This window comes from Sphingobacterium deserti (assembly GCF_000757725.1).
GTDB lineage: Bacteria > Bacteroidota > Bacteroidia > Sphingobacteriales > Sphingobacteriaceae > Sphingobacterium > Sphingobacterium deserti.
The window spans coordinates 56,541-78,464 of sequence record NZ_JJMU01000061.1; the positions used below are offsets into that span (position 1 = coordinate 56,541).

A 21,924-nucleotide genomic window follows, 5' to 3' on the forward strand; every position below is an offset into this window, starting at 1 on the left:
CATGAACATCATGAGAAATTATCATAAACACTATACCGTTGTACAAGCTTCTTTCGCTTTTCTCTTATGCGTTGCTACGCTGGCATCCTGCACGAAAAAGTACGAGGAGTACAATACAAACCCATATCTTGCTACTCTTGAACAGCAACTTGCTGACGGTTTCTTAGTAGGACGGAATTTCCCCGATATGGTTAACGCGGTAATGCCCGCCGGCGATCCCGCCGGCCAAACCAATTTTATCAATAGCTATCAGTTGGCATACAGTTTGGCTGCAGACTGCTATGCAGGCTATATGGGGCAAGCAAATAACTGGAATGGAAATACCAATAACTTAACCTATGGATTTAACCTGGGTTGGGTTAACGAACAATTTAGGCTAACTGGTGTCCTTATGGCGGGCTGGACACGGATTAAACAGGCAACAGATTTATCAGGAGATTCGCTGCAGTTTTCCGTAGCCCAGATCATCAAGATTACAGGCATGCTGCGCGTAACAGATAGTTATGGGCCTTTGCCTTATTCCCAAATTCCGACAGGTACTTTTACACCGGCATTTGACAGTCAGGAAAGCATATATAGGACATCTATCGCTGAATTGGGAAGGGCAGCGGATATCCTGCATGAGCTTGGTGCTAATGCGGGGACACCTTTAGCGGCATACGACCAAATATATGTGGGAAATTACGTGCTGTGGGCTAAGTATGCGAATTCCTTAAAGCTCAGGTTAGCTATGCGGATGGCCTATGTAGACCCGGCCAATGCACAACGCTTTGCCGAAGAAGCGGTCAGCCACCCAGCCGGTCTGTTAATGACGATCACAGATGCTGCCCTCTAAAAAGGTATTTCAGGACGGAATTTTAGAAACCCTATGTTTCACTTATCACACGGTTATAACGAGCTACGGATGGGTGCCACGATGGACTCGTATTTAAACGGTTACAATGATCCGCGTATTGCAAAATTCTTTCAAACCTCTGAGATCCGCCCGGGTGTTTACGTAGGGCTGCGAAGTGGCATTGATGTCGTTCCGGCAGTTTACCAACCGTTTTCAACTTTGAATGTGGCTGACGATACGCCCTTACCTTGGATGTACGCTTCGGAAGTTTCCTTCCTGCGTGCTGAAGGAGCACTACGCGGCTGGAATATGGGTGGCACTGCCCAGAGTTTTTATGAAGACGGAGTTCGGCTGGCTTTTACTCAACAAGGCGTTTCAATGCCTGCGGACTATTTGAGTAATGCCACTGCGCGACCGGCTAACTATGTGGACTATTCAGCGGGCAATAGGTACAGTATGGCCGCACGCAGTAATATCACGATCCAATGGGAGGGTGCGGCCAGCTTCGAAAGAAATCTAGAGCGCATTATCACCCAAAAATGGATCGCGATGTATCCAAATGGTGCTGAGGCTTGGGCGGAGTTCCGGCGTACCGGTTACCCGAAAGTATTTCCTGTCGGCCTGAATAGAAGTAATGGAACAGTAAACACAGAAACTCAGGTGCGTAGATTACCGTATCCGCTGCAACAATATCAGGAGAATGGAGCAAATGTTGCAGCTGCGCTGACTCTTTTAGGTGGGCCAGATAATGGAGGTACCAGATTGTGGTGGGATGCGAAGCCGTAATGAGCTATTGTAATCGAGGGTACAAAAAATGAAAAGATCATCTGTACGAAAAAAGACCATATAAAAGGCTTATGATTATCAGATACGAGCATCTTGGAAAAAAAACAGGAATGTTTGATATGACAGTAAAAATAACGAGCGTAATGCGCTCATGAACTAATTATTTACACATGAAAGATACAAAGATCATACTATATACATTGTTGGGAGTCAGCACCCTACTTTTAGGAGCTTGCGAAAAGCAAAATCTACCGACACCAGAAGCTGTTGAGCGTCTTGTTGAGGCGCGTAGCGAGGATTACTATACCAACCTTCGCGCTTATAAAAAAAGTGATCATCAGATCTATTACGGTTGGTTTGGTGGCTCCGGGGCCGCCGGCGGCCCTGATATTATAACGGTTATGGACCATATCCCGGACAGCGTGGACATCGTAAGTATGTGGGGCGGGTTGCCACCGTTAGGATCCTACAATCACAAAAAAATGAACGAAACACAGCGTATTAAAGGTACGCGTTTTATTAGTGTGGCGCTCGCATTTGATACTTTCTTAGACCGTTATGCTGAACAAGACTTCGTGACAACATTTGCTGGACAAGGTGAGGCACGATTGATTGAGGGATTTAAGCTGGTGGCGGAGAATGTGGCCAAGCAGGTAAATGAATACGGTCTGGACGGCTTTGATTTGGACTATGAACCGAGTCCTCGAGATTTGTTATACAACAATAGGAATGCGGAGTTACTCATCATCGAGTTGGGAAAAGTTCTCGGGCCGCAGTCCGGCAGCGGTAAACTATTGGTTGTAGATATGTTCACCGAAAGGTTGCCCGCCACTGTTGTTCCGTATCTGGATTATTTCGTCGTACAGGCATACTCACCCCAGGGGGGCAATGTAGCTTCCCTACCTAATCGTTTTCGTCAGATCCCCGGTATGCCCTTTGAAAAATGCATTGCAGGCGAAAATTTTGAGACACTTTGGGAAACGGGTGGGCTCTTAGCGGCATACGCTGCCTGGAATCCACAAGGTGGCAAAAAAGGCGGTATTGCGGCCTACTTGCCTAATTACGAGTATGCACTGAATCCAGAGTATCGCTGGACTAGAGCGGCCATTCAAATCATGAACCCAGCCGTTCGCTAATTATACATTTATAAATAGGAATTATTATGAAAATTAACATATTTCATTTTTTAACTAGCCTCGTTTTATTGGGAGGAATCGCCTCGAGCTGTAAAAGAGAAAATCCGAATACCGCCTCCATTTATCTCACCATGGCTGAAGAAACGACGGATGCACGATTGACCGTAGATGCTACCGGGGGTGCCCAGGTGATAACGATCAGCTCATCAGCGCTTGCTGACCGCGAAGTATCGGCAGAGATCGCGGTAGATACGCTATTGATACAAGCTTATAATGAGCGAAATGGTACCGCTTACAAAGCACTTCCTGATGCTGCTTATTCCTTATCAGCAAATAGGGTGGCGATATCTCCCGGTACGAATGTGTCGAATGCTATTTCTTTTCAGGTACATGGTACGGAGCATTTTCGGGTAGGTGAAGCTTATATGATGCCGATTACAATCCGCAATGCATCTGGGATGCCCGTTATCGATGCTTCCAAAACAATTTACCTTGTTGTCAACCAAGTAATAATAACCCGTGCAGCATCCCTTGCAAGCAACTACTTGCGGGTAGATTTTTCGACCAATAATGAAGCGCTACGCGCAATGCGAACGATCACGATGGAGACACGTGTTATGGTCAATAGTTTTGCTACAAGAACACCTTTTATTAGTTCCATAATGGGTATTGAGGAAATGTTTTTGATGCGCTTCGGGGATGTAACGGTAGCACCTAATGTCTTGCAAAGTAGTGGCATCAATGTAGATCGATCATTCACGACAAATACCTGGTATCATTTGGCCGTCGTCTCCGACGGAAGCCAAGTGCGGATTTATGTAGATGGGCAGCTGGCAGGAAGCCGAAGCGGTACTCAAACAGTTGATTTGACTAACATGTGGGCAGGGGGATTTCATTTTGGGTATTCCGCAAATGGTCGTTTATTGAATGGTGCTATTAGCGAGGCTAGACTTTGGTCAAGGGCACTATCGCAAGCAGAAATTAATAACGGACGCTGTGGGGTTGACCCGAATAGCCCTGGCTTGATCGGGTATTGGAAATTTAACGAAGCCGAAGGGCGTACGGTACCGGACATCAGCGGAAATAACCGCCATGCAGTAGCCACTCGCGATATACAATGGGTATCTGGCGTGCGCTGTGAATAGTAAAACTAACCGTTATAAGAAACATAGATTAATTATTTTATGAAAAGAAATTTAAAGAAATGGCGTTTCGCTCAGCTGCGCAGCCTCCTGTTACTGACGCTCGTCGCCATGCTTAGCAGTTGTAGTCGGAATGATCTACCTACGCCACAGGATCTTATTATATATATGCCTACTGGATCAACTGCAAACAGCATGGATGCTACCTTTGTCACGGCGCGCGGTAACGTTCTAGAGGGATCAGGAACGGCATTCCCGGTACTGCTTACCCGCGCGTTTGATCGTGATGTGCAGGTCACTGCAGCAATTGATACATCCCTGCTTGCGGTTTACAATCGCGAGCACAACACTGAAACCATAAAAATACCCGATGGCAGTTTTATATTAGAGGGCAATGGTCAGGTACATATTCCCGCAGGTCAAGAGCGGTCTGCTGATTCGTTGAGGATAGCACTAGGCACGCAGGCAGGAAGCTTAGACTTCACAAAGGAGTACGTATTGCCCATTCGTCTATCTAGTAGCAATTCCGATCTACCCTTAAGCAGCAATCGCGCAGTTATGTATGTTCGGGTTAGATTCAGCCAGATTACAACGCAACTAAATGGTGCGCCGGCCAATCGCGTCATACCTCTCCGTATCAGTCGGACGCCCGCTGGTGATATTGTAAGCGGTAACCTTAATCTAACTGCGGCTATTAATACGCGTTTTGCAACACCGCTAACGATCGCTCTTTCGGATCGGCAAGATTGGTTGGCAAGTTACAATCAAGCCAATCAAACCAATTATATAGCGTTTCCTACGGGTACTTTCTCACTTAGTCCAAACAATGTATCTATCAATAGTGGAACGTTATCGGCCGACATGCCTTTCAGCTTGATGCTAAGTAATATGCATGCGTTTGAAACTGGACGTAGTTACTTGCTACCGGTAGGTATTGTGGATGAAGGGCCGGTGCCGCCGCATGAGGCCGAAGGTCGCGCCTATTTTGCTTTAGACATAGCATTGCAAAACATTCATCCTGATAATCCAGCACCATCGGGTAGCCGTGTCGATCGCGCAGATTGGACGGCAACGGCTAGTTCGACAGATACACAATATGCCCCAGGGGGGACGCCCGCTATGGTCTTCGATGGTAACCCCGCCACTGGATGGCATTCGGACTTTGGAGCGCAGAATGTCGTTTTCACTGTAGACATGCGAAATACCAAAAATATTCGAGGCTTCAGCTTTACGCCGCGATATTGGAATTTCTATAATTCTGTCTTCATCTCCGCGATAACGGGGATGGAGATTCTTTCCAGTAATGACGGTATTAACTGGACAAGTCAAGGTTCCTATGCTGGAAGTATGCCAGGTGGTACCCCTAGCAACCCAGAGCTTCGCAACCTCAGTTTTTATACGCCGGTACAGGCTCGCTATTTCCGGTTTGCCATTACGCAATATGGACAGTATATGCCGGGCTTTGGAGAACTATATGCCTACGAATAGCTAGCTGAAGTTCGAAGACATTTTTCATACTTAGTTGTTGTTTGTTAGGAAGCGTCCGGTATTATGCCGGCGCTTTTTTATTGAAATAGATTGAAAAGGAGGTACTTCACCATAACCTAGCGCATTTGCTATACAAAGACCCTTTTAAAACATGCCTGCAAGGTTCCAGATGTCTAAAATAATGATAAGAGTGGTTCGTTTGCGCTGATTTCGCCCGCTATTTTTATCCCGTTTTCTCCTACTGCTGTTGCCCTTAGTGTGGCTTCAACTCCCGCCTGCTGCATGGTGTTGAAAGGCGCTATCAACCAGTTGTCCGGCCAATTAACCATACGCAAACAAAGCATAAAAATATATGGACTTTCCTGGTAGCTGATGTTATGCTCAACGGATTTCTTCGTGGTAAGCATTAGGGCATCTGCCTGTTGGTGTTTGTACAGCTTATAGAAAAACTTGTCAGGAAGTTGTTGCGCAAGATCTGTTTTACCTTGCCAAAGGCTTTCGATAAGGGGAACATTAACAGTCTGCAGTACATTTGTTTCCATGCTATTGAAATCTTCATCGTATTCATAGCTAATAATAGAATCCTGCTGTTCGACAAGTTGCCTGCGAATAAGCAAGTCAAGGTAGTTTGGCGGATCACCGCGCAGGCCATCGGCATCTTGTCCTGAAAATCGAGCTATTGTTTTGTAAATCGCAGGTATATCCTGCAATGGCAGTCTGCTCCAAAGCATCAAAGCCATATCCTCGCTATCCATTTTCCGAACCATATAGGGAGCGGTTTGTACTTTTGTGCGGGTGGTCCAATGGCCGTCGATAGCAAGTTTTTTGCCGGAAAGTTTTGCCGTCGCAGACAATCTCCCATTCGACTGCCAATAGGTTACATGATCTTTGTGTTTTAATTTTTGATAAGAGTCAATCTCTGCAAGCGGTATCAAATCGCCCGATTGTTCTAACAAAATCATCTCCTCTTTATTCCAGCTTGCATCTGTTGCCCCAAATCGAAAAAGAACATGAGTGCCGTTTTCCGCCGCCTGCACATATTGATGTAGCTGATGAAACCTCATCTTTTCTGTGTTGTGGGGGGACGAATTCCCCTGCGAATATTTTGTTAACAATTGACCCCAATCTTCTCTATCTTTTATTTTGTGGATACTGTAAAAAGTCTCCCGGTGCTGCGGTATGCTGAATAGCAGCAGGTCGGCGGGAATAGCAAGACCACTGTGCATGAAGTCTCCCAGGGATGGGAGTTTAGTGCTGTCCGTTTTAAGGGTATCTTTCGAAGTTGAACGTATTAACTCGCTGATATTATCGATAAATAGATCGTCGACGGATAGCATAAGAAAAGATTCGCTATCCTTATGTACCAGTTGGCGTTTAGCCCGATAATCTCTTACATAGTAAAATACTATTGCCGCAATAACAATTGCGGCAATAGAACTTCCAACTATAATTGCGGCTTTTCTCATGTGCTAGCGAAACTCTTTTTAATTCATCGTATCGATAATGCTCTGAAGCAAGTATTGTAGCGCATTATTTTCTTTTAGCGGAAAAGCCACAGAAAACTCACCTTCAATTCTATTCTTTTTTATCCCATTCGCTTTTAACGTGATGTCGCCATACTCCGCCAGTGAACTGACAGTTTTGTGTTCCCTACCGACAATCGGGATGCCCAGTTTACGAATAACTTCTGGTATTTGAGGAGTATGAACCGTAGCGGTCATGTTGTTTGCAAAAATTTGCTTTTTAACGGATGCGTCTTTGCTCGTTTCAAATCGGTTGTCTTTAATAGCCGAAAATTGCGCTTCATCGTTCCCCACAAAAACAAGGTCATCTTTGAAATAAATATAGACGGGCATCGATTTTTCATCTTTCGCAATCTTGAATATGCCTTCGGACTGGCTTGCCTGATTCTTTTTCTCAGCAAAAAGTAATAAGCGTTTAAAGATACGCTGATCTTCTGAAGTAAACATCCAAAGGAAGTTAGGGATCTCTTCCTCTTTTGTCTTAGTAACTTCTTTGTAATTATAGTCCTCGTCGTATTCGTAGTCTATGTAATCTGTTTTTACTTTTTTGAGATCGTTGATAAATACAACGTGATCCCCTCTCATAACTTTCGCAATCGCTTTTTCATCAAGGGCAATTTGCAATGTCGTCCCCGCAATATTGATCAAATCGTCATATTGAAACAGCATAGGGGCATACCACCGTTCAAACAAGAGCGGAATACTATTGAGGTAAGCTTCTGTGTTGATGTTCAATGAAACATAGCCTAAATGATTTTCTGGAATATATTTCGCAAATTTACGATTCACTTTGCTTTTATACATCTTAGCAAATAATCGCTGTATGTCTTTATCTAAACCAACAGAGCCTTTAAGTGTCAGTACATTTTTATCTTGAACGAGGTCCAGCACGGCATCCTGATAACCATAATTCAAATTTTTCATATCTATACCAAGTCCCATTCCCAGTTCGTCGAAAGGAAGCGCACTGCGATAAACTTCATCCAGATCTTTTACCCAAACATGAACAAGCGTATTGTTTTTATCGTACTTGCCAATTTGCTTATGCACGGTTGACGCTTTTGCTAGGTGTAAGTGCTGTTCCAGCTCTGTAGTTATCCATGCTTTAAAAAGGGAATTTTTTATTGAATCGTTTTTTGCATTACGGATCATTTCTTCTTTGTAGCTATCATCATTATAGCTATCATATTGCGTGTCGTAATAGTCATCGTATGCTATAGCGGTATCAATAAGTGCATCATCCTCATTCCAGTCTTCCGTGAGGACGGGTGGGGGTACTGCTATTACCACAGGTGGAGCAATACTATCTTGCGGCGTTATTGTAGTTGTCTGCATGGCTGTATCTGCCAGGGCCACATTCAAATCTGCAATACTGTCTGCTATCACTTGAATGCTGTCTGCTATTGCATCAATGTTTTCAGTGCTAACATTTGTCGGAGGCGAATATGCCAAATCAAGTGGGCTAAAAGGACGATCATACCCATTATCTGCATAGGCTGGCTGTTCAATGCCAAAGGAGGCAGCAACGCTATCGTTTCGAAAATAATGACTTTTGTAGTTGCCCGTGAGGATAAGCAGACTATTTTCATTCCAGGCCAGTTGTGTTTTTTTATCTTTGGTCGTGGTTTGTCGAAAACCGTTGGATAATGTTGCGGTAGGAAGCGCGGAAAAGAGGTTTTTCTCGATGTTGTGTCCGGATTTCAGCGGAATTAGTATCCCTACATAGTAGGCACTATCCGAATCTGTTCGATACAGATAAGCATTACGGTCGTAGTCCAAATCGAAATCCTCAATGTTGTCCACAGTACGTTGTTGATCACCCTGCAACGCATCAAAAGCACCGAGCTGAGATAAAACTTGGTTCAGTTTTTCAATAGAGCTGTGTTTTACTATAGCTTGATTATTCAGCACCGCGACCATATCCGCATGAGCGGGTATACGTTGCGCTAATTCTTGTCCATAGGTTAAGCTCGAGAACGCTATGGTGAATAACCCGATCAGGCATTTCTTTGAAGACGTCATGTTATTTTGTTAGTGTAATAGTATTTGCTATACTTGTTGATCCATTGATCAGGTTGGTAGCCGGAATTTTTAACAGTACGGCTTTGCTATTGCTTGCCACCTTCGCCGATTTATTGACTTGCGACTTAACCGCACTTTCAAATCGGATGATGTTTGTGTAATACGCATCCTTAAACAGTTGCCGATCATCATTCGGTATTCGTGCAAATTGCTTGGCAATATCCGGCGAATAGGTATAATTGCGCGAGAAAACCTGGGCCGAAGGATTGAAGGCGTAACTGTTATAGCTTGTGAGCTTAACTTTGAACTGCTTAGATAACGTGCTGCTAAATTCATTCAAAGCTTGAATCGATTTAAAATCACAGGACAGCGTTGCAATATAATTTGTGAAATCGAGGCTGTATTGTACGTTGCTGATGCCGTTTGTGGTCCTTAGCGTTTTAACCGCATTTTCCATTTCCTTCTTGACAGTTGCTTCCGTTGGTATTGTAATGCCATTAACGGATTTCAACCTCATCAGCGAGGCCACCTTTGTTTTGCTTTTGCTTAAATTCAGCGTTGCTTTTATAGTTCCCGATCCATTTCGCTTCATGTCTATTTGCTCCACTAAATCAAAACAACCCGTCAGGAGGGAGCAGCCAAAAAAAGCGATCAAAAGGGGTAAAATTCGTTTAACTATCTTCATATATTTCTGCAATGTTAATAAGCGCGTAAGTTTTTAGCTCCTATTCAGCCGGGGAAAGTTCATACCTCAGCTTGGCTTAAACCTGTCGATTAAATCAAGCCAGGTAGAGCAAAAAGAACGCCAATATCTATCTTCAGATACCTGTTTTTATGCATTTGATAAGTAAATAGCCGCATCCGCAATTTTCGACTGGGCGAGAGCTATATCCCCTAAATCCACCATTTTTTACATGCAACATCAAATGGCATATTTACGAGTGACAAAAAAGAAAATCCTGAAGTAGAGCACTCCAGGATTTTACCAAACCAATTATTAACCTAAATTATGAAATTATGAAATTCTCTTGCTTTCAATATATAAACGCTATTGTTATACCGATCGTATGTCAATATTTCATTTTAACATTTTTTAACATATGAACGTTGATCTGTATCGCGCAACTCTTGCTCGGCAAAGATTTCGTCTTTTTTCCAATCGAGCCGTGAAGCGCTCATCAGGCTATAGCAGATCATTTGGGCATTGCAATCTCCAAAAGAGTCAAAGCCTGCGGTGGGAAATACTAAATCAGGATCGGCGGTAAGTGCCTACAAGATTTCCGCTATAAAATTTCCTGCTTGATTGATGATATGACGCTTGGCAATAATCTCCTGCAAATTTATCTTTCCGATAATATACATAAAATCTTCCCCATAAAAACGCTCAGTTACGGAATCGAAATGTATCTCTTCTAAGCTGCTGTCATCGGCGTATCTGAAATAAACGGATAGTTCGTAATTGGTGCTGTATTCAATCTGCCCCGCATCAATATGTTTTTTATACTCATAGCGATATCCATAACGCAGTGCGGCGATATCAGATAGGACGGCTGATCCTGTTGGATGTCCACCAGCCCCTTTACCGTAGAAGAACTGCTCATCGGCGAATGCCGCTTTCACCAGCACACCGTTATTTTCATTTTCAACGTTATATATAATGTTATCCGGTCGGACGAATTTGGGAAGAACATACAAAACCACCTGTTTGCCATTGGTTTCTTTCGCCAAGGGCAGTAGTTTAATTTTAAACCCTTTTTCCTTCGCAAAGCGAATATCCTGGTCACCCAGCTTATCGATGCCGAGATTAAGTATTGTTTCCGGATCCACGTAAATACCATACGCATGGGATGCAACAATAGCCAATTTATATTTCGGATCGTATCCGCCTACATCCAGCGTAGGATCGGTTTCGGCAAAACCCAATTCTTGCGCTTTTTTTAGCGCATCCTCATAACTCTGTCCTTCATTAAAAATCTTTGATAAAATATAATTGGAAGACCCGTTAAAGATACCACTCACGGAGTGTAAGAGTTCATTATCGTAATACTCTTCCAAATTCCTGATAATTGGAATGCTCCCGCAAACGGCGCCCTCATAGAGTAATGAGGTACCATGGGTCTGTTGTAATTCTGCCAATTCTTCGAGATGCGAGGCGATCATTTTTTTATTTGCAGAAACCACGTTTTTTCCCTCGCTGAGTGCGCGTTTTACAAAGGTAAATGCTGCATCGGCATCATCTATAAGCTCTACCACCGTATTGATTTCGGTATCAGCAAGGATTGATTCTGGGTCTGTGCTGAACAACTCCGCCGGCAGGGTTCTTTTTTTGTCGGCATTTTTTATGACGAATCTTTTAATCTCTAAATTAAGCTTTTTGGTTTTTATAATATCATATAGACCTTGCCCTACAACGCCAAAGCCAAACATGCCTATTATCAATTTCTCTCTCATTTTCTGTGTTATTTTTTATTTAAAATCTCGTCAATACTATTTTAATTTTATGAGCGAATAAAGTTGCTCCCTAGCTCACCTTATCAAAGGCGGTCTGTAAATCGTCTTTAATATCATCGATATGTTCGATCCCTACGGATAGGCGTAGCTGCCCCGGGAACACCCCGGCATTGCGCTGCTCTTCGGCTGATAATTGCTGATGTGTGGTGGCTGCTGGGTGAATGATTAATGTCTTGGCATCGCCGACATTTGCCAAGTGGCTAATTAGTTCGAGAGCATCAATAAATTCATTCGCTTTTTCAGGTCCTCCTTTGATGGTAAAAGATAGCACAGAACCATAACCATTTTTAAGATATTTTTGAGCGCTTTCATGGTACGGGTGGTTTTTTAATCCCGGATAGCTCACCTTTTCCACTTGTGGATGGGCTTCGAGCCATTGCGCTATTTCATATGCATTATCAACATGTCTTTGTACACGTAGCGATAGTGTTTCCAACCCTTGCACGAGGAGGAATGAATTGAAAGGAGACAGTGCAGGGCCGAAGTCGCGCAATCCTTCCACGCGAGCGCGGATGATAAACTGTATATTTCCGAAGGGCCCGTTTGCACCAAAAACGTCAGCAAAGACTAAGCCATGGTAACCTTCCGACGGCTCGGAAAATTGTTTAAACTTGCCATTGCCCCAATTGTAATTCCCACCGTCAATGATCACGCCGCCAATACTTGTGCCGTGCCCACCGATCCATTTTGTTGCTGATTCAACAACGATATGGGCGCCGTGTTCCAACGGTTTAAAAAGATAACCACCGGCGCCAAATGTGTTATCAACGATCAGCGGAAGATCGTGTTTTTTTGCTAAGGCGGATATCTTGTCGAAATCAGGTATGATATAACTGGGGTTACCTATTGTTTCTACGTAAATTGCTTTTGTCTTATCATCGATCAGCTTTTCAATATTGTCGGCATCGGAATTTGCCGCAAAGCGGGCTTCTATGCCTAGGCGTTTGAAAGATACCTTAAACTGATTATAGGTACCGCCGTATAGGTTTGCGCCCGCTACAAAATTTTCGCCGCTCTCGAGAATATTTGTCAATGCGATAAACTGCGCCGCTTGGCCTGATGCTACGGCTAATGCTGCCACGCCGCCCTCTAATGCCGCAATTCGTTTTTCGAAGGCATCAGTAGTGGGGTTCATGATACGCGTATAGATGTTTCCAAACTCTTTTAATGCAAAAAGATTGGCGCCATGCTCGGCATCGTTAAAGACATATGAACTTGTTTGGTAAATAGGCAGTGCACGTGCTCCTGTAGTGGGATCTACTTCTTGACCGGCATGCACTTGCAACGTTTCAAATTTATGGTTTTTATTTAACGACATTTTTCTAGATTTTAAGGATTATACAAGATGTTTGTTTTACACTCGCAGCGATCGGGGCATGTGGTCATTCTCAAGGCTGATGTACAAAGATAGGGGAGTGCATGCCTATCCATAATCAAGAATGACTAACGCATTCGTGCAATGAACGCGGTTAGAAAACTCGCCAATGCTACTGAATATACTACTAAATTGAAAAAATGTAACTGTTGTTCTGCTATCATGTCTTATCTCATTTATATGCTCCAAGGCGGTATTGCCTCAGACAGGAATTGGCACCTTTTCAACATGTGCTGAAGGTTGCCAGTGGGTCATCGAGCCAGTCTCTCGCCACTTCTTTATAAATCAAGACCTAGTAAGGAAGGTGCTGATTAGTGTACCACGATTGAGGTACAGGGGCAAATATAGTTGTTTTTATAGATAATCCAAATTATATTTTAGAGGGCGGGCAGGTTTTATAGGCGTTAAAAAAGAGAAAAGCCCCATCTACAGACGAGGCTTTCGTGGTGCCAGCTGGATTCGAACCAGCGACACAAGGATTTTCAGTCCTTTGCTCTACCAACTGAGCTATGGCACCATTGCGCTTATTTAAATTTCACTGAGTGAGTCTTAATACGCTAAGTTTTTGATTATCCTCTGTTACTTTCAGATTTTGTGGTGGTGCCAGCTGGATTCGAACCAGCGACACAAGGATTTTCAGTCCTTTGCTCTACCAACTGAGCTATGGCACCATTGCGTTTATTAAAAATTCATCAGGTGAACCTAAACACGCGGTAAGTTTTTGATTATACTCTGTTACTTTCAGATTTTTGGTGGTGCCAGCTGGATTCGAACCAGCGACACAAGGATTTTCAGTCCTTTGCTCTACCAACTGAGCTATGGCACCTTTTGCAACTATTTTTCCTTCGTTGCGTTGCAAATCTAGGTTCTTTTTTCGAATTCTAAAACTTTTGCTGCAAATATTTTTGCTGGTAGAATCAACTGATTGATTCTGATCGAGATAAAATTACATCAAATAAACACTGTAGAAGACCAAATACGCTATCTTTGCACTTCACAAAATTAATATGAGTAAAAGAGGAAGAGTTTTGGTCGCAATGAGTGGTGGAGTAGATAGTTCTGTTGCGGCCGTGATGTTGCATGAACAGGGCTATGACGTCATCGGGATTACGATGAAAACTTGGGATTATGCTTCGGCAGGCGGGTCATCCAAAGAAACCGGATGCTGTAGTCTGGATAGCATAAATGATGCGCGTGCACTGGCAGTTGGCTATGGCTTCCCTCACTATATTTTGGACATTCGCGATGAGTTTGGTGATTACGTCATTGATAATTTTGTTGACGAATATATTGCAGGCCGAACGCCTAATCCCTGCGTATTATGTAATACACACATCAAATGGTCGGCATTAATGAAGCGCGCGGACAAGCTAGATTGTGAATTTATTGCCACGGGGCACTATGCAAACATCCGTATGCATGACAATGGACGTTATGTCATATCCAAGGGTCGTGATGAGAATAAAGATCAGTCGTATGTGCTTTGGGGTGTTTCGCAGGAGAACTTAGCGCGCACACAGTTCCCGTTGGGAAGTTTTACGAAGAAAGAAATTAGACAGATGGCGATGGAGATGGGACAGGCAGAGTTAGCTCAAAAATCAGAGAGTTATGAAATTTGCTTCGTGCCAGATAATGATTATCGTGCGTTTTTACGCCATAAGCGACCAACACTTGATACCGAAATAGGGCCTGGGAATTTTATCTTAGCAGATGGTACGGTGGTTGGACAGCATATTGGCTACCCCTATTTCACGATAGGGCAACGCAAAGGATTAGGAATTGCTTTGGGCAAGCCTATGTTTGTCATTGAAATTTTGCCGGAAAGCAATTCCGTGGTTCTGGGTGAGGAGCATGAGTTGGAGAAATCACAAGCTTTTGTTCGTGATATCAATTTAGTCAAGTATGCATCGTTAGAACAGCCGCTGGAAGCCGTTACAAAAATTAGGTATAAAGATGCGGGTGCGCAATCGATCTTGACACAACAAGGGAATGTGATGCAAGTGGATTTTGCACATCAGGTGAAAGGAATTGCGCCTGGACAATCCGCTGTATTTTATGAAGGAAATGACCTCTTGGGCGGTGGATTTTTAATGAAGTAGTCCGCTGTTGTCCAGAACCTTATTACAAAAAAGGGGATGCATTTTAAATGGCATCCCCTTTTGTAGGAGTTATCGTCGCCGATTAAAGTTTAGCAACTTCTTGTGCTAGGTCGATAATTTTGTTGGAATATCCCCATTCGTTATCATACCATGCAACAACTTTTACGAAGTTGTCATTTAGAGAGATACCCGCTTTTGCATCAAAAATTGATGTGCGCTCATCGCCTAAGAAGTCTGTAGAAACAACTTCATCTTCTGTATAACCAAGAATTCCTGCCAAGTCACCTTCAGCAGCCTCTTTCATTACTTTCTTGATATCTTCGTAAGAAGCACCTTTCTCTAAACGTACAGTCAAGTCAACAACAGAAACGTCCGCTGTAGGAACACGAAGTGACATACCTGTTAATTTACCTTTCAACTCTGGTAAAACCAATCCTACTGCCTTAGCTGCACCTGTAGATGAAGGGATGATGTTTTGGTAAGCACCACGTCCACCTCTCCAATCTTTAGCAGATGGTCCATCGACCGTTTTTTGCGTTGCTGTAACCGCATGTACTGTGGTCATCAATCCTTCAACAATGCCGAAGTTGTCGTTTAGTACTTTAGCGATAGGAGCTAAACAGTTCGTTGTACAAGACGCGTTAGAAACAATATTATATTCCGCTTTAAGTTGTTTATGGTTTACGCCCATCACGAAAGTAGGGGTGTCATCCTTTGCCGGAGCGGACATTACTACTTTCTTCGCACCAGCATCGATGTGTTTTTGCGCTAGTTCCTGCGTCAAGAAAAAGCCTGTAGACTCGATGATTACTTCAGCACCAACTTCGTCCCATTTTAGGTTTGCAGGGTCTTTCTCCGCTGTGATACGGATAGTTTGTCCGTTGACGATTAGGTTGCCATCTTTTACTTCCACAGTACCATCAAACTTGCCATGTGTTGAATCATATTTAAGCATATAAGCCAAGTAGTCAGGCTCCACCAAATCATTTATACCAACAATTTCGATATCGCTGCGCTTGATTGCTGCTCTGAATGCTAAGCGGCCGATACGGCCGAATCCGTTAATTCCAATCTTCATTTTATTAATTTTTATTAATGTAATACTTAACTAAATTTTGAACCGGCTCTTTTATGATTTCGCCGATGTTCAGTCCATACTCATTTCCCAACTCCCGCAGGGTGTCTGCATAATTGCTCGCTACGGAACCCGTAAAGTTTAATTGATTATCGGGGTACAGTTCAGCAAGTGGGATAAGGTAGGTTTTTATGTAAATTTCCAGCCCCTTTTTAATCTGCTGTGCGAAATAGGTTTCTTCTCTGTTTTCGTAAATAAAATCTGCGAAGCTTGTCAGGAAAAGGTTGGGGTTGGGGTTGTAGTATATTTTATCCAAAATAAGGCGGCGGTCTAGGCTGTGTTTCTGCAGTAGCTTTTCTTGTATACCGCTCGGCATGCTATCTGTTAGGAAATCTTTCAAAAGCTGTCTGCCAAGCCAGTTTGTAGATCCTTCATCCGCCAGGATATAGCCCAGGCCATAATTGTTGGGCATGAGCTTTTTCCCGTTGTAATAAGCCGCATTGGATCCGCTTCCTATAATGCCGATGATTCCTTTTTCGTCGCCAAACGTGGATATGGCCGAAGCCAATACATCATGACTCGCTTTTACCTTTGCATTTTTGAAAAATTGCATAAATACGCGCTCTATCTTTTCCTGACGTTCAGGCGAAGAAGCGCCGGCACCGAAAAAATAAATCTTTCGTATCTTCTCGGCATTATTTATAAGATGTGTGTTTTTATTCAGCAGTTGCGTGATGTAGCGGTCGTCTTGAATATAGGAATTTATTCCAGACGTTCGAAAACCGTGGAGAACACGATTTTTATCGGCTATCCGCCAGTCTGCATATCTTGAACCACTAAAAACAACTACAATCATATCCTTTATTAAATTGCCATAATCTTTGCAATCTCGACGAGGTCTTCATTTAGCTTCAGCTCTTTCTTGCTCAATGCTTCTTCCAAAGGTGTCGTCACGATCTCCGAACCACGGATGCCCACAGTTGCTCTCGAATTCCCTTTCAATAGTTCATTGACAGCGTAATATCCCATACGCGTGGCCAAAACACGGTCTGCGCTACTCGGGGATCCGCCTCGTTGCAAATGCCCTAAGATACTAACTTTTGTGTCAAAATTATCAAATTTTTCTTTGACACGTTTTGCCACGTCGGTCGCGCCGCCGTTTTTATCTCCTTCGGCAACGATGACGATCATCGATGATTTGTTGCTGTCCGCACCTTGAGATAGCATGTCTATCAACTCTTCAATGGCGGTATCTTTTTCAGGGAGCAAAATCGCTTCCGCACCCCCAGCGATCCCCGCATTCAACGCGATACAGCCCGAATCACGGCCCATCACCTCTACAAAGAAGAGACGGTTGTGGGACGCTGCCGTATCTCGAATCTTATCTATGGCTTCAATGACGGTATTGTTTGCGGTGTCATAACCAATCGTCAAGTCGGTGCCATTTAAATCGTTGTCGATAGTGCCGGGAATACACATCATGGGGATATCGTATTCTCTGGAGAAAATCTCTGCACCTGTAAAAGTACCATCCCCTCCAATAGCTACTAATGCATCAATACCTGCGGCCTTGACATTTTCATACGCTTTCGCGCGTCCCTCCACGGTTTTAAACTCCATGCAGCGGGCTGTCTTTAAGATGGTACCCCCCTGTTGTATAATAGAGCTGACCGAAGGGCTATCCATGTCAAACATGCTGTTATCAATCATGCCTTGATAACCGTGGTAGATGCCTGTCACTTTTTTTCCTTTGTATATGGCGGTTCTTACTGCGGCGCGAATTGCCGCGTTCATGCCAGGCGAATCTCCACCTGAAGTAAAAACACCTATTCTTGTTATTTCTCTCACGCGATTAATCATTTTAGGTATTACGAATATAGTGTGTATTTTTTACACTATTAAATTTTTTTTGCTTTTTTTGGATTATTGTGATATAATTGGGGAGGATTGGCAACGCTTTTGACAATTTGGTTATGAAAGAACGCACTTAAATTTGAGATTATTTTGCAGACTCATTTTACGATAGACTGTGTCATCTACAGTTTTAACGAAGGAAAGTTACAGGTATTGCTGACGGAGAGAAACGAATATCCTTACAAAGACTGGTGGGCATTGCCCGGATTTTTCGTGGATAAGAGCGAAGAAATGGAAGGCGCGGTCAAACGTATACTCTATGAGCACACAGGGCTGAAAGATATTTTTATGGAACAACTCGGCGCTTTTGCAGGAGTAAAACGCCATCCCCAAGGTCGGATTTTGACCGTTGCGTTTTCTACTATTGTAAAGTACGAAGACGTGAAATCAAAAATTAAACCTACAACATCCTATATGCGACAAGCACGTTGGTTTCCTATTGACGCTCTACCAGAGTTGGCGTTTGACCACAACCAGATCATTCAACAAAGCTTGCAAAAATTAAAATATACCATAAACTATTCCACCGCGGTTTATGAGTTTCTACCCGAAAAATTCACATTAACCCAACTCCAGCAGGTTTACGAAGCAATACTGGGGAAAGAGCTTGATAAACGCAATTTTCGAAAGAAAATAGCCAACGATGGATTTTTAAAAGAGTTGCAAGAGGTGCAGAAAGGAGTTTCTTATCGTGCCGCAAGACTCTATAAATTTGACAAACGCAAATTTCAAAAGCACATCGGCGTAGCGTAAAACCGACTTAATCGTCATCCATTTGTTAATTTACTATTAAATTTCAATTCTTAAGCGGTTGATCCTTTGACAGTATTTGACTTTTTTATATTTTTGAACGTTTTTAGAAAAAAGTCAGAAAGTATAAAAGTAAAAATGGATAACAAAAAGGAACAGATCATTCAGTCAGCTTTAAAAAGATTTGCACATTATGGTTATAACAAGACGACCATGAGTGAGGTTGCTTTAGACATGAATATCACCAAAGCTAATCTATACTATTACTATTCCGATAAGACCGCACTGATTAAAGACGTGATGGTTTATATTTTCACGGACATGCTTAAAAACGAGTACGCTATTATCGATAGCTACCGTGCAAATTTGCTGGACGTGTTAAATCTACTTCTGGAAACCCGGGCTAATTACCTGCGTGATTATTATGTGTTGTATATCAGCGAAAACCACGAGTGGATTAAAGGGCAGGGGGTGAGTACGGTTTTGGAAGCGATGCACGAGAAGCATATAGAAATGATGACGGTATTATTTACCAAAGCGATAGATCAGGGAGAGGTGGTTTTGAACGATGTGAAGCAGGATGCAGCTTGCTACATCGAATTGATAAAAGGTCTTAGCTTGATTCGTAGCGTAACGGACGTATTATCGGGAATGCCAAATGTCGAACATGTTGATGAGATTTTGGACACCCAAAAACGTGCTACCGCTTTTATCTTTGAAAATAAATTAATCAGCAAAAACTAATATACAGATAATCCTTCTTAAAAATGAAATTTAAATTTTTGAGTGTTATAACCGCTAGTCTGCTCTTTTCATGGGGACAGACCTATGCGCAGGAAATTTTGACACTGCAGCAAGCTGTAAAATTCGCTTTGGATAATAAAAAAGAAGCTAAAAATTCAAAGCTTGATTTGGAGAATGCGCAGTATCAAATCGACGAAGTGCGTTCTGGCGCATTGCCTCAGGTAACGGGCGTCGGTAGCTTGACCTACAACCCCTTAATCCAGCAGAACGTGATCGTCATGGAGGATCCCGCTACAGGGCAATCTGTTTCTACTGTGATTCAGTTTGGACAACCTTGGCAGGCAAATTCGAATCTACAGGTTACGCAGCAGATCTTTAATCAAGCTCTTTTTACAGGATTGAAAGCCGCCAGAACAACGCGTGAATTTTATCAAGTGAATAAAGAATTAACAGACGAGCAGCTGATTGAGAAGGTAGCTAATGCTTACTATCAAGTCTTCCAATCGCAATTGCAAGTGGCGACGGTGGAAAGCAATTTAGGAAATACCGAGAAAAACCAGCGTGTTATCCAAGGCTTGGTAGACGCAGGTTTAGCGAAAAAAATTGATTTGGATCGTACCACAGTTCAGGTCAACAATCTCAAAGCCCAATTACAGCAGGCGAAAAATACAATGGAAATTCAGGAGAATGCATTGAAATTTGCGATGGGAATGGAAATTACCAATCAAATTGATTTACCAGACGAAACGTTTGCTATTGACGCGCAAGCATTGGAAAATTTACCGATCGATCTGGATAACCGCACAGAGATCCGCGTATTGGAAAAGCAAACGGAATTGTTGGAGCTGGATAAAAAGGCAAAAATTGCGGACTACTATCCTACATTATCTTTTTCCGGAAATCTAGGTTATATGTCTTTCGCTCAACGATTCCCTATTTTCAATGGCAACGCGACGAAGACAGCCTATTCGGCACTCGGACTCAATTTGTCAATTCCAATATTTAATGGGGGAAAAACAAAATCGCAAGTCAGTCAGAAAAATATCGAGATTTTACGTGCTAAAGTAGAGCTGGAAGATACCAAACTGGCATTGACTATGGCTAGCGAAAATGCGAGAACACAGGTTAAAAATAGCTTAATCACGATCAATTCCAACGAAGGGAATGTGAAGCTGGCCAAAGAAGTGCTAGACAATACGGAAAATAACTATAAGAATGGATTAGCGACATTAACGGAGCTCCTCGATGCTGAAAATGCTTACGCCGATGCGCAAAACAACTTAAACAACTCGCTACTAGATTATAAAGTGGCAGAGGTTCAGTTGATCAAATCCAAAGGAAATTTAAAAACATTAGTAAACGAATAACTAACTTACCTTTGAAGTATCCACGATTGCAAAGCAGGTACGCTTAAATTTTGGATGTTAGATAAGGACCATAAAAAGACAAATTATACAGATATGAAACGTACAATAATTACGATAATCGTCGTAGCTGCTGCTCTAGCAGGGATCATGTTGTTATTGAATAAGAATAAAGCGAAGAACGAAGCGCAAACCGCCGTCGTAGCACAAAAGAATGCGGCCGTTGCTGTGCGCGCAGATGTGGCGGATATTCGTGAAGTTAATACGCAATATATTACCAATGGTTCTTTTTCGCCAAAGCAGGAGGTTATTCTTTCCTCAGAAGCAGCAGGCCGCGTCATAAGAGTTTTGGTAGATGAGGGCGACGCTGTACGTCCGGGGCAAACCTTGGCTATCGTCGATGGGGATAAGCAAAATGTTGATTTAGCGAATACACAAGCAAATTACGAGAATGCGAAGGCAGACCTCGCGCGTTACGAAAACGCGTTTAAAACAGGTGGCGTTACACAGCAACAGGTAGATCAAGCAAAGTTAAAGGTTGAAAACGCAAAGAATAGCTTGCAATCTTCCAGATTGTCTGCTTCCGATGCTAATATCTCGGCTTCGTTCGCCGGTGTGGTTAATGCACGCCATATTGAGCCGGGTACATACGTTTCTCCGGGTACACAGATGTTTGAAATTGTTAATGTGTCCACATTGAAGTTGTTGGTCAATGTTGATGAAAAAAATATTGGACAGGTAAAGGTAGGGCAGTCGATTAAGGTGGAATCTACCGTATTGCCTGACCAAACTTTTAATGGCGTGGTTAAGTTTATCGCACCTAAAGCGGACGCTAGTCTGAATTTTCCAGTGGAACTGGAAATCAGAAACAATGCGTCTAACGATCTTAAAGCAGGTATGTATGGCACAGCGTATTTTGGTAGTGACGCCAAATCTAATGTGCTTACGGTTCCCCGCAGTGCATTTGTTGGAAGTGTGAGCTCCAATCAAATATTTGTAGTTAAAGACGGTAAAGCTACCCTAACCAAGGTGGTGTCTGGAAGAAGTTTTGGTGACTATATCGAGATTGTATCAGGCATAGAGCAAGGTGCACAAGTTGTCACTTCTGGACAAATCAATCTCTTGGACGGAGCCGCCATTGAAATCATTAAGTAATTAGC

At 42.9% G+C, this 21,924-nt stretch carries 16 protein-coding genes, 3 tRNA genes, 1 pseudogene and 1 riboswitch; of the genes and pseudogenes, 9 read left to right on the plus strand and 11 right to left on the minus strand.

Annotated features, from left to right (window positions below; translation table 11 throughout):
* Positions 1-10 precede the first annotated feature (10 nt).
* The 4 genes and pseudogenes from DI53_RS20660 to DI53_RS15735 all read left to right on the plus strand — a co-directional run bounded on the left by DI53_RS20660 (position 11) and on the right by DI53_RS15735 (position 5,387).
* Positions 11-1,621: pseudogene (locus DI53_RS20660) on the plus strand (RagB/SusD family nutrient uptake outer membrane protein).
* Between the two features lie 170 nt (positions 1,622-1,791).
* A complete protein-coding gene (locus DI53_RS15725; protein ID WP_037501842.1) occupies positions 1,792-2,757 on the plus strand; it encodes a glycoside hydrolase family 18 in 966 nt (321 codons plus the stop codon).
* Positions 2,758-2,783: 26 nt separating this feature from the next.
* On the plus strand, positions 2,784-3,902 hold the full coding sequence (locus DI53_RS15730; protein ID WP_037501845.1) for a DUF1735 and LamG domain-containing protein: 1,119 nt from the start codon (positions 2,784-2,786) through the stop codon (positions 3,900-3,902).
* 39 nt (positions 3,903-3,941) lie between these two features.
* Positions 3,942-5,387, plus strand: a complete 1,446-nt coding sequence (locus DI53_RS15735) for a BT_3987 domain-containing protein (protein WP_037501848.1) — start codon at positions 3,942-3,944, stop codon at positions 5,385-5,387.
* A gap of 173 nt (positions 5,388-5,560) precedes the next feature.
* On the opposite strand, the gene DI53_RS15740 is transcribed toward DI53_RS15735, so the two are convergent.
* The 8 genes from DI53_RS15740 to DI53_RS15775 all read right to left on the minus strand — a co-directional run bounded on the left by DI53_RS15740 (position 5,561) and on the right by DI53_RS15775 (position 13,644).
* Positions 5,561-6,853: a hypothetical protein gene (locus DI53_RS15740; protein ID WP_037501851.1), complete on the minus strand. Its 1,293-nt coding sequence runs from the start codon at positions 6,851-6,853 to the stop codon at positions 5,561-5,563.
* 18 nt (positions 6,854-6,871) lie between these two features.
* A complete protein-coding gene (locus DI53_RS15745; RefSeq protein ID WP_037501853.1) occupies positions 6,872-8,932 on the minus strand; it encodes a hypothetical protein in 2,061 nt (686 codons plus the stop codon).
* A 1-nt stretch (position 8,933) separates the two neighbouring features.
* Positions 8,934-9,617: a hypothetical protein gene (locus tag DI53_RS15750; RefSeq protein ID WP_241462450.1), complete on the minus strand. Its 684-nt coding sequence runs from the start codon at positions 9,615-9,617 to the stop codon at positions 8,934-8,936.
* A gap of 584 nt (positions 9,618-10,201) precedes the next feature.
* Positions 10,202-11,383, minus strand: a complete 1,182-nt coding sequence (locus DI53_RS15755) for a homoserine dehydrogenase (RefSeq protein ID WP_037501856.1) — start codon at positions 11,381-11,383, stop codon at positions 10,202-10,204.
* A 70-nt stretch (positions 11,384-11,453) separates the two neighbouring features.
* On the minus strand, positions 11,454-12,761 hold the full coding sequence (locus tag DI53_RS15760; RefSeq protein ID WP_037501859.1) for an O-acetylhomoserine aminocarboxypropyltransferase/cysteine synthase family protein: 1,308 nt from the start codon (positions 12,759-12,761) through the stop codon (positions 11,454-11,456).
* 230 nt (positions 12,762-12,991) lie between these two features.
* Positions 12,992-13,105: riboswitch (SAM riboswitch) on the minus strand.
* Between the two features lie 157 nt (positions 13,106-13,262).
* Positions 13,263-13,335, minus strand: a tRNA-Phe gene (locus DI53_RS15765).
* Positions 13,336-13,413: 78 nt separating this feature from the next.
* A tRNA-Phe gene (locus tag DI53_RS15770) sits at positions 13,414-13,489 on the minus strand.
* A gap of 79 nt (positions 13,490-13,568) precedes the next feature.
* Positions 13,569-13,644, minus strand: a tRNA-Phe gene (locus tag DI53_RS15775).
* Positions 13,645-13,825: 181 nt separating this feature from the next.
* On the opposite strand from DI53_RS15775, the gene mnmA reads away from it, so the two are divergent.
* Entirely contained in the window at positions 13,826-14,917 is a 1,092-nt protein-coding gene (gene mnmA, locus DI53_RS15780; RefSeq protein WP_037501862.1) for a tRNA 2-thiouridine(34) synthase MnmA, read from the plus strand.
* An 82-nt stretch (positions 14,918-14,999) separates the two neighbouring features.
* On the opposite strand, the gene gap is transcribed toward mnmA, so the two are convergent.
* Genes gap through pfkA form a run of 3 tightly spaced genes read right to left on the minus strand, consistent with a single transcriptional unit; the run spans position 15,000 to position 17,840 of the window.
* The gene (gap, locus tag DI53_RS15785; protein WP_037501864.1) at positions 15,000-15,995 is read right to left on the minus strand and encodes a type I glyceraldehyde-3-phosphate dehydrogenase; all 996 of its coding nucleotides are present in this window, start codon (positions 15,993-15,995) and stop codon (positions 15,000-15,002) included.
* 4 nt (positions 15,996-15,999) lie between these two features.
* Positions 16,000-16,848 carry a hypothetical protein gene (locus DI53_RS15790; RefSeq protein WP_037501867.1) on the minus strand — a complete coding sequence of 283 codons (849 nt, stop codon included), beginning with the start codon at positions 16,846-16,848 and terminating at the stop codon, positions 16,000-16,002.
* 8 nt (positions 16,849-16,856) lie between these two features.
* Complete coding sequence (gene pfkA, locus DI53_RS15795) at positions 16,857-17,840, minus strand: 6-phosphofructokinase (RefSeq protein WP_117624904.1); 984 nt, start codon at positions 17,838-17,840, stop codon at positions 16,857-16,859.
* A gap of 156 nt (positions 17,841-17,996) precedes the next feature.
* Between pfkA and DI53_RS15800 the strand changes: the two genes are divergently transcribed.
* From DI53_RS15800 to DI53_RS15815, 4 genes are all read left to right on the plus strand, one after another.
* Positions 17,997-18,659 (plus strand): NUDIX hydrolase, encoded by a 663-nt coding sequence (locus DI53_RS15800; protein ID WP_052072471.1) that lies wholly within the window; start codon positions 17,997-17,999, stop codon positions 18,657-18,659.
* A 135-nt stretch (positions 18,660-18,794) separates the two neighbouring features.
* Positions 18,795-19,400: a TetR/AcrR family transcriptional regulator gene (locus DI53_RS15805; RefSeq protein ID WP_037502027.1), complete on the plus strand. Its 606-nt coding sequence runs from the start codon at positions 18,795-18,797 to the stop codon at positions 19,398-19,400.
* A gap of 23 nt (positions 19,401-19,423) precedes the next feature.
* Entirely contained in the window at positions 19,424-20,767 is a 1,344-nt protein-coding gene (locus DI53_RS15810) for a TolC family protein (protein WP_037501876.1), read from the plus strand.
* A gap of 93 nt (positions 20,768-20,860) precedes the next feature.
* Positions 20,861-21,919, plus strand: a complete 1,059-nt coding sequence (locus tag DI53_RS15815) for an efflux RND transporter periplasmic adaptor subunit (RefSeq protein WP_037502030.1) — start codon at positions 20,861-20,863, stop codon at positions 21,917-21,919.
* The last annotated feature ends 5 nt before the right edge of the window (positions 21,920-21,924 follow it).

What these genes read in the sequence shown, in the direction of transcription:
- DI53_RS15815 (WP_037502030.1), top strand. Translation starts at nt 20,861, where the DNA reads ATGAAACGTACAATAATTACGATAATCGTCGTAGCTGCTGCTCTAGCA.
- DI53_RS15810 (WP_037501876.1), top strand. Translation starts at nt 19,424, where the DNA reads ATGAAATTTAAATTTTTGAGTGTTATAACCGCTAGTCTGCTCTTTTCA.
- DI53_RS15725 (WP_037501842.1), top strand. Translation starts at nt 1,792, where the DNA reads ATGAAAGATACAAAGATCATACTATATACATTGTTGGGAGTCAGCACC.
- DI53_RS15740 (WP_037501851.1), bottom strand. Translation starts at nt 6,853, where the DNA reads ATGAGAAAAGCCGCAATTATAGTTGGAAGTTCTATTGCCGCAATTGTT.
- DI53_RS15760 (WP_037501859.1), bottom strand. Translation starts at nt 12,761, where the DNA reads ATGTCGTTAAATAAAAACCATAAATTTGAAACGTTGCAAGTGCATGCC.
- DI53_RS15745 (WP_037501853.1), bottom strand. Translation starts at nt 8,932, where the DNA reads ATGACGTCTTCAAAGAAATGCCTGATCGGGTTATTCACCATAGCGTTC.
- DI53_RS15735 (WP_037501848.1), top strand. Translation starts at nt 3,942, where the DNA reads ATGAAAAGAAATTTAAAGAAATGGCGTTTCGCTCAGCTGCGCAGCCTC.
- DI53_RS15755 (WP_037501856.1), bottom strand. Translation starts at nt 11,383, where the DNA reads ATGAGAGAGAAATTGATAATAGGCATGTTTGGCTTTGGCGTTGTAGGG.
- gap (WP_037501864.1), bottom strand. Translation starts at nt 15,995, where the DNA reads ATGAAGATTGGAATTAACGGATTCGGCCGTATCGGCCGCTTAGCATTC.
- DI53_RS15730 (WP_037501845.1), top strand. Translation starts at nt 2,784, where the DNA reads ATGAAAATTAACATATTTCATTTTTTAACTAGCCTCGTTTTATTGGGA.
- DI53_RS15790 (WP_037501867.1), bottom strand. Translation starts at nt 16,848, where the DNA reads ATGATTGTAGTTGTTTTTAGTGGTTCAAGATATGCAGACTGGCGGATA.
- mnmA (WP_037501862.1), top strand. Translation starts at nt 13,826, where the DNA reads ATGAGTAAAAGAGGAAGAGTTTTGGTCGCAATGAGTGGTGGAGTAGAT.
- DI53_RS15750 (WP_241462450.1), bottom strand. Translation starts at nt 9,617, where the DNA reads ATGAAGATAGTTAAACGAATTTTACCCCTTTTGATCGCTTTTTTTGGC.
- DI53_RS15805 (WP_037502027.1), top strand. Translation starts at nt 18,795, where the DNA reads ATGGATAACAAAAAGGAACAGATCATTCAGTCAGCTTTAAAAAGATTT.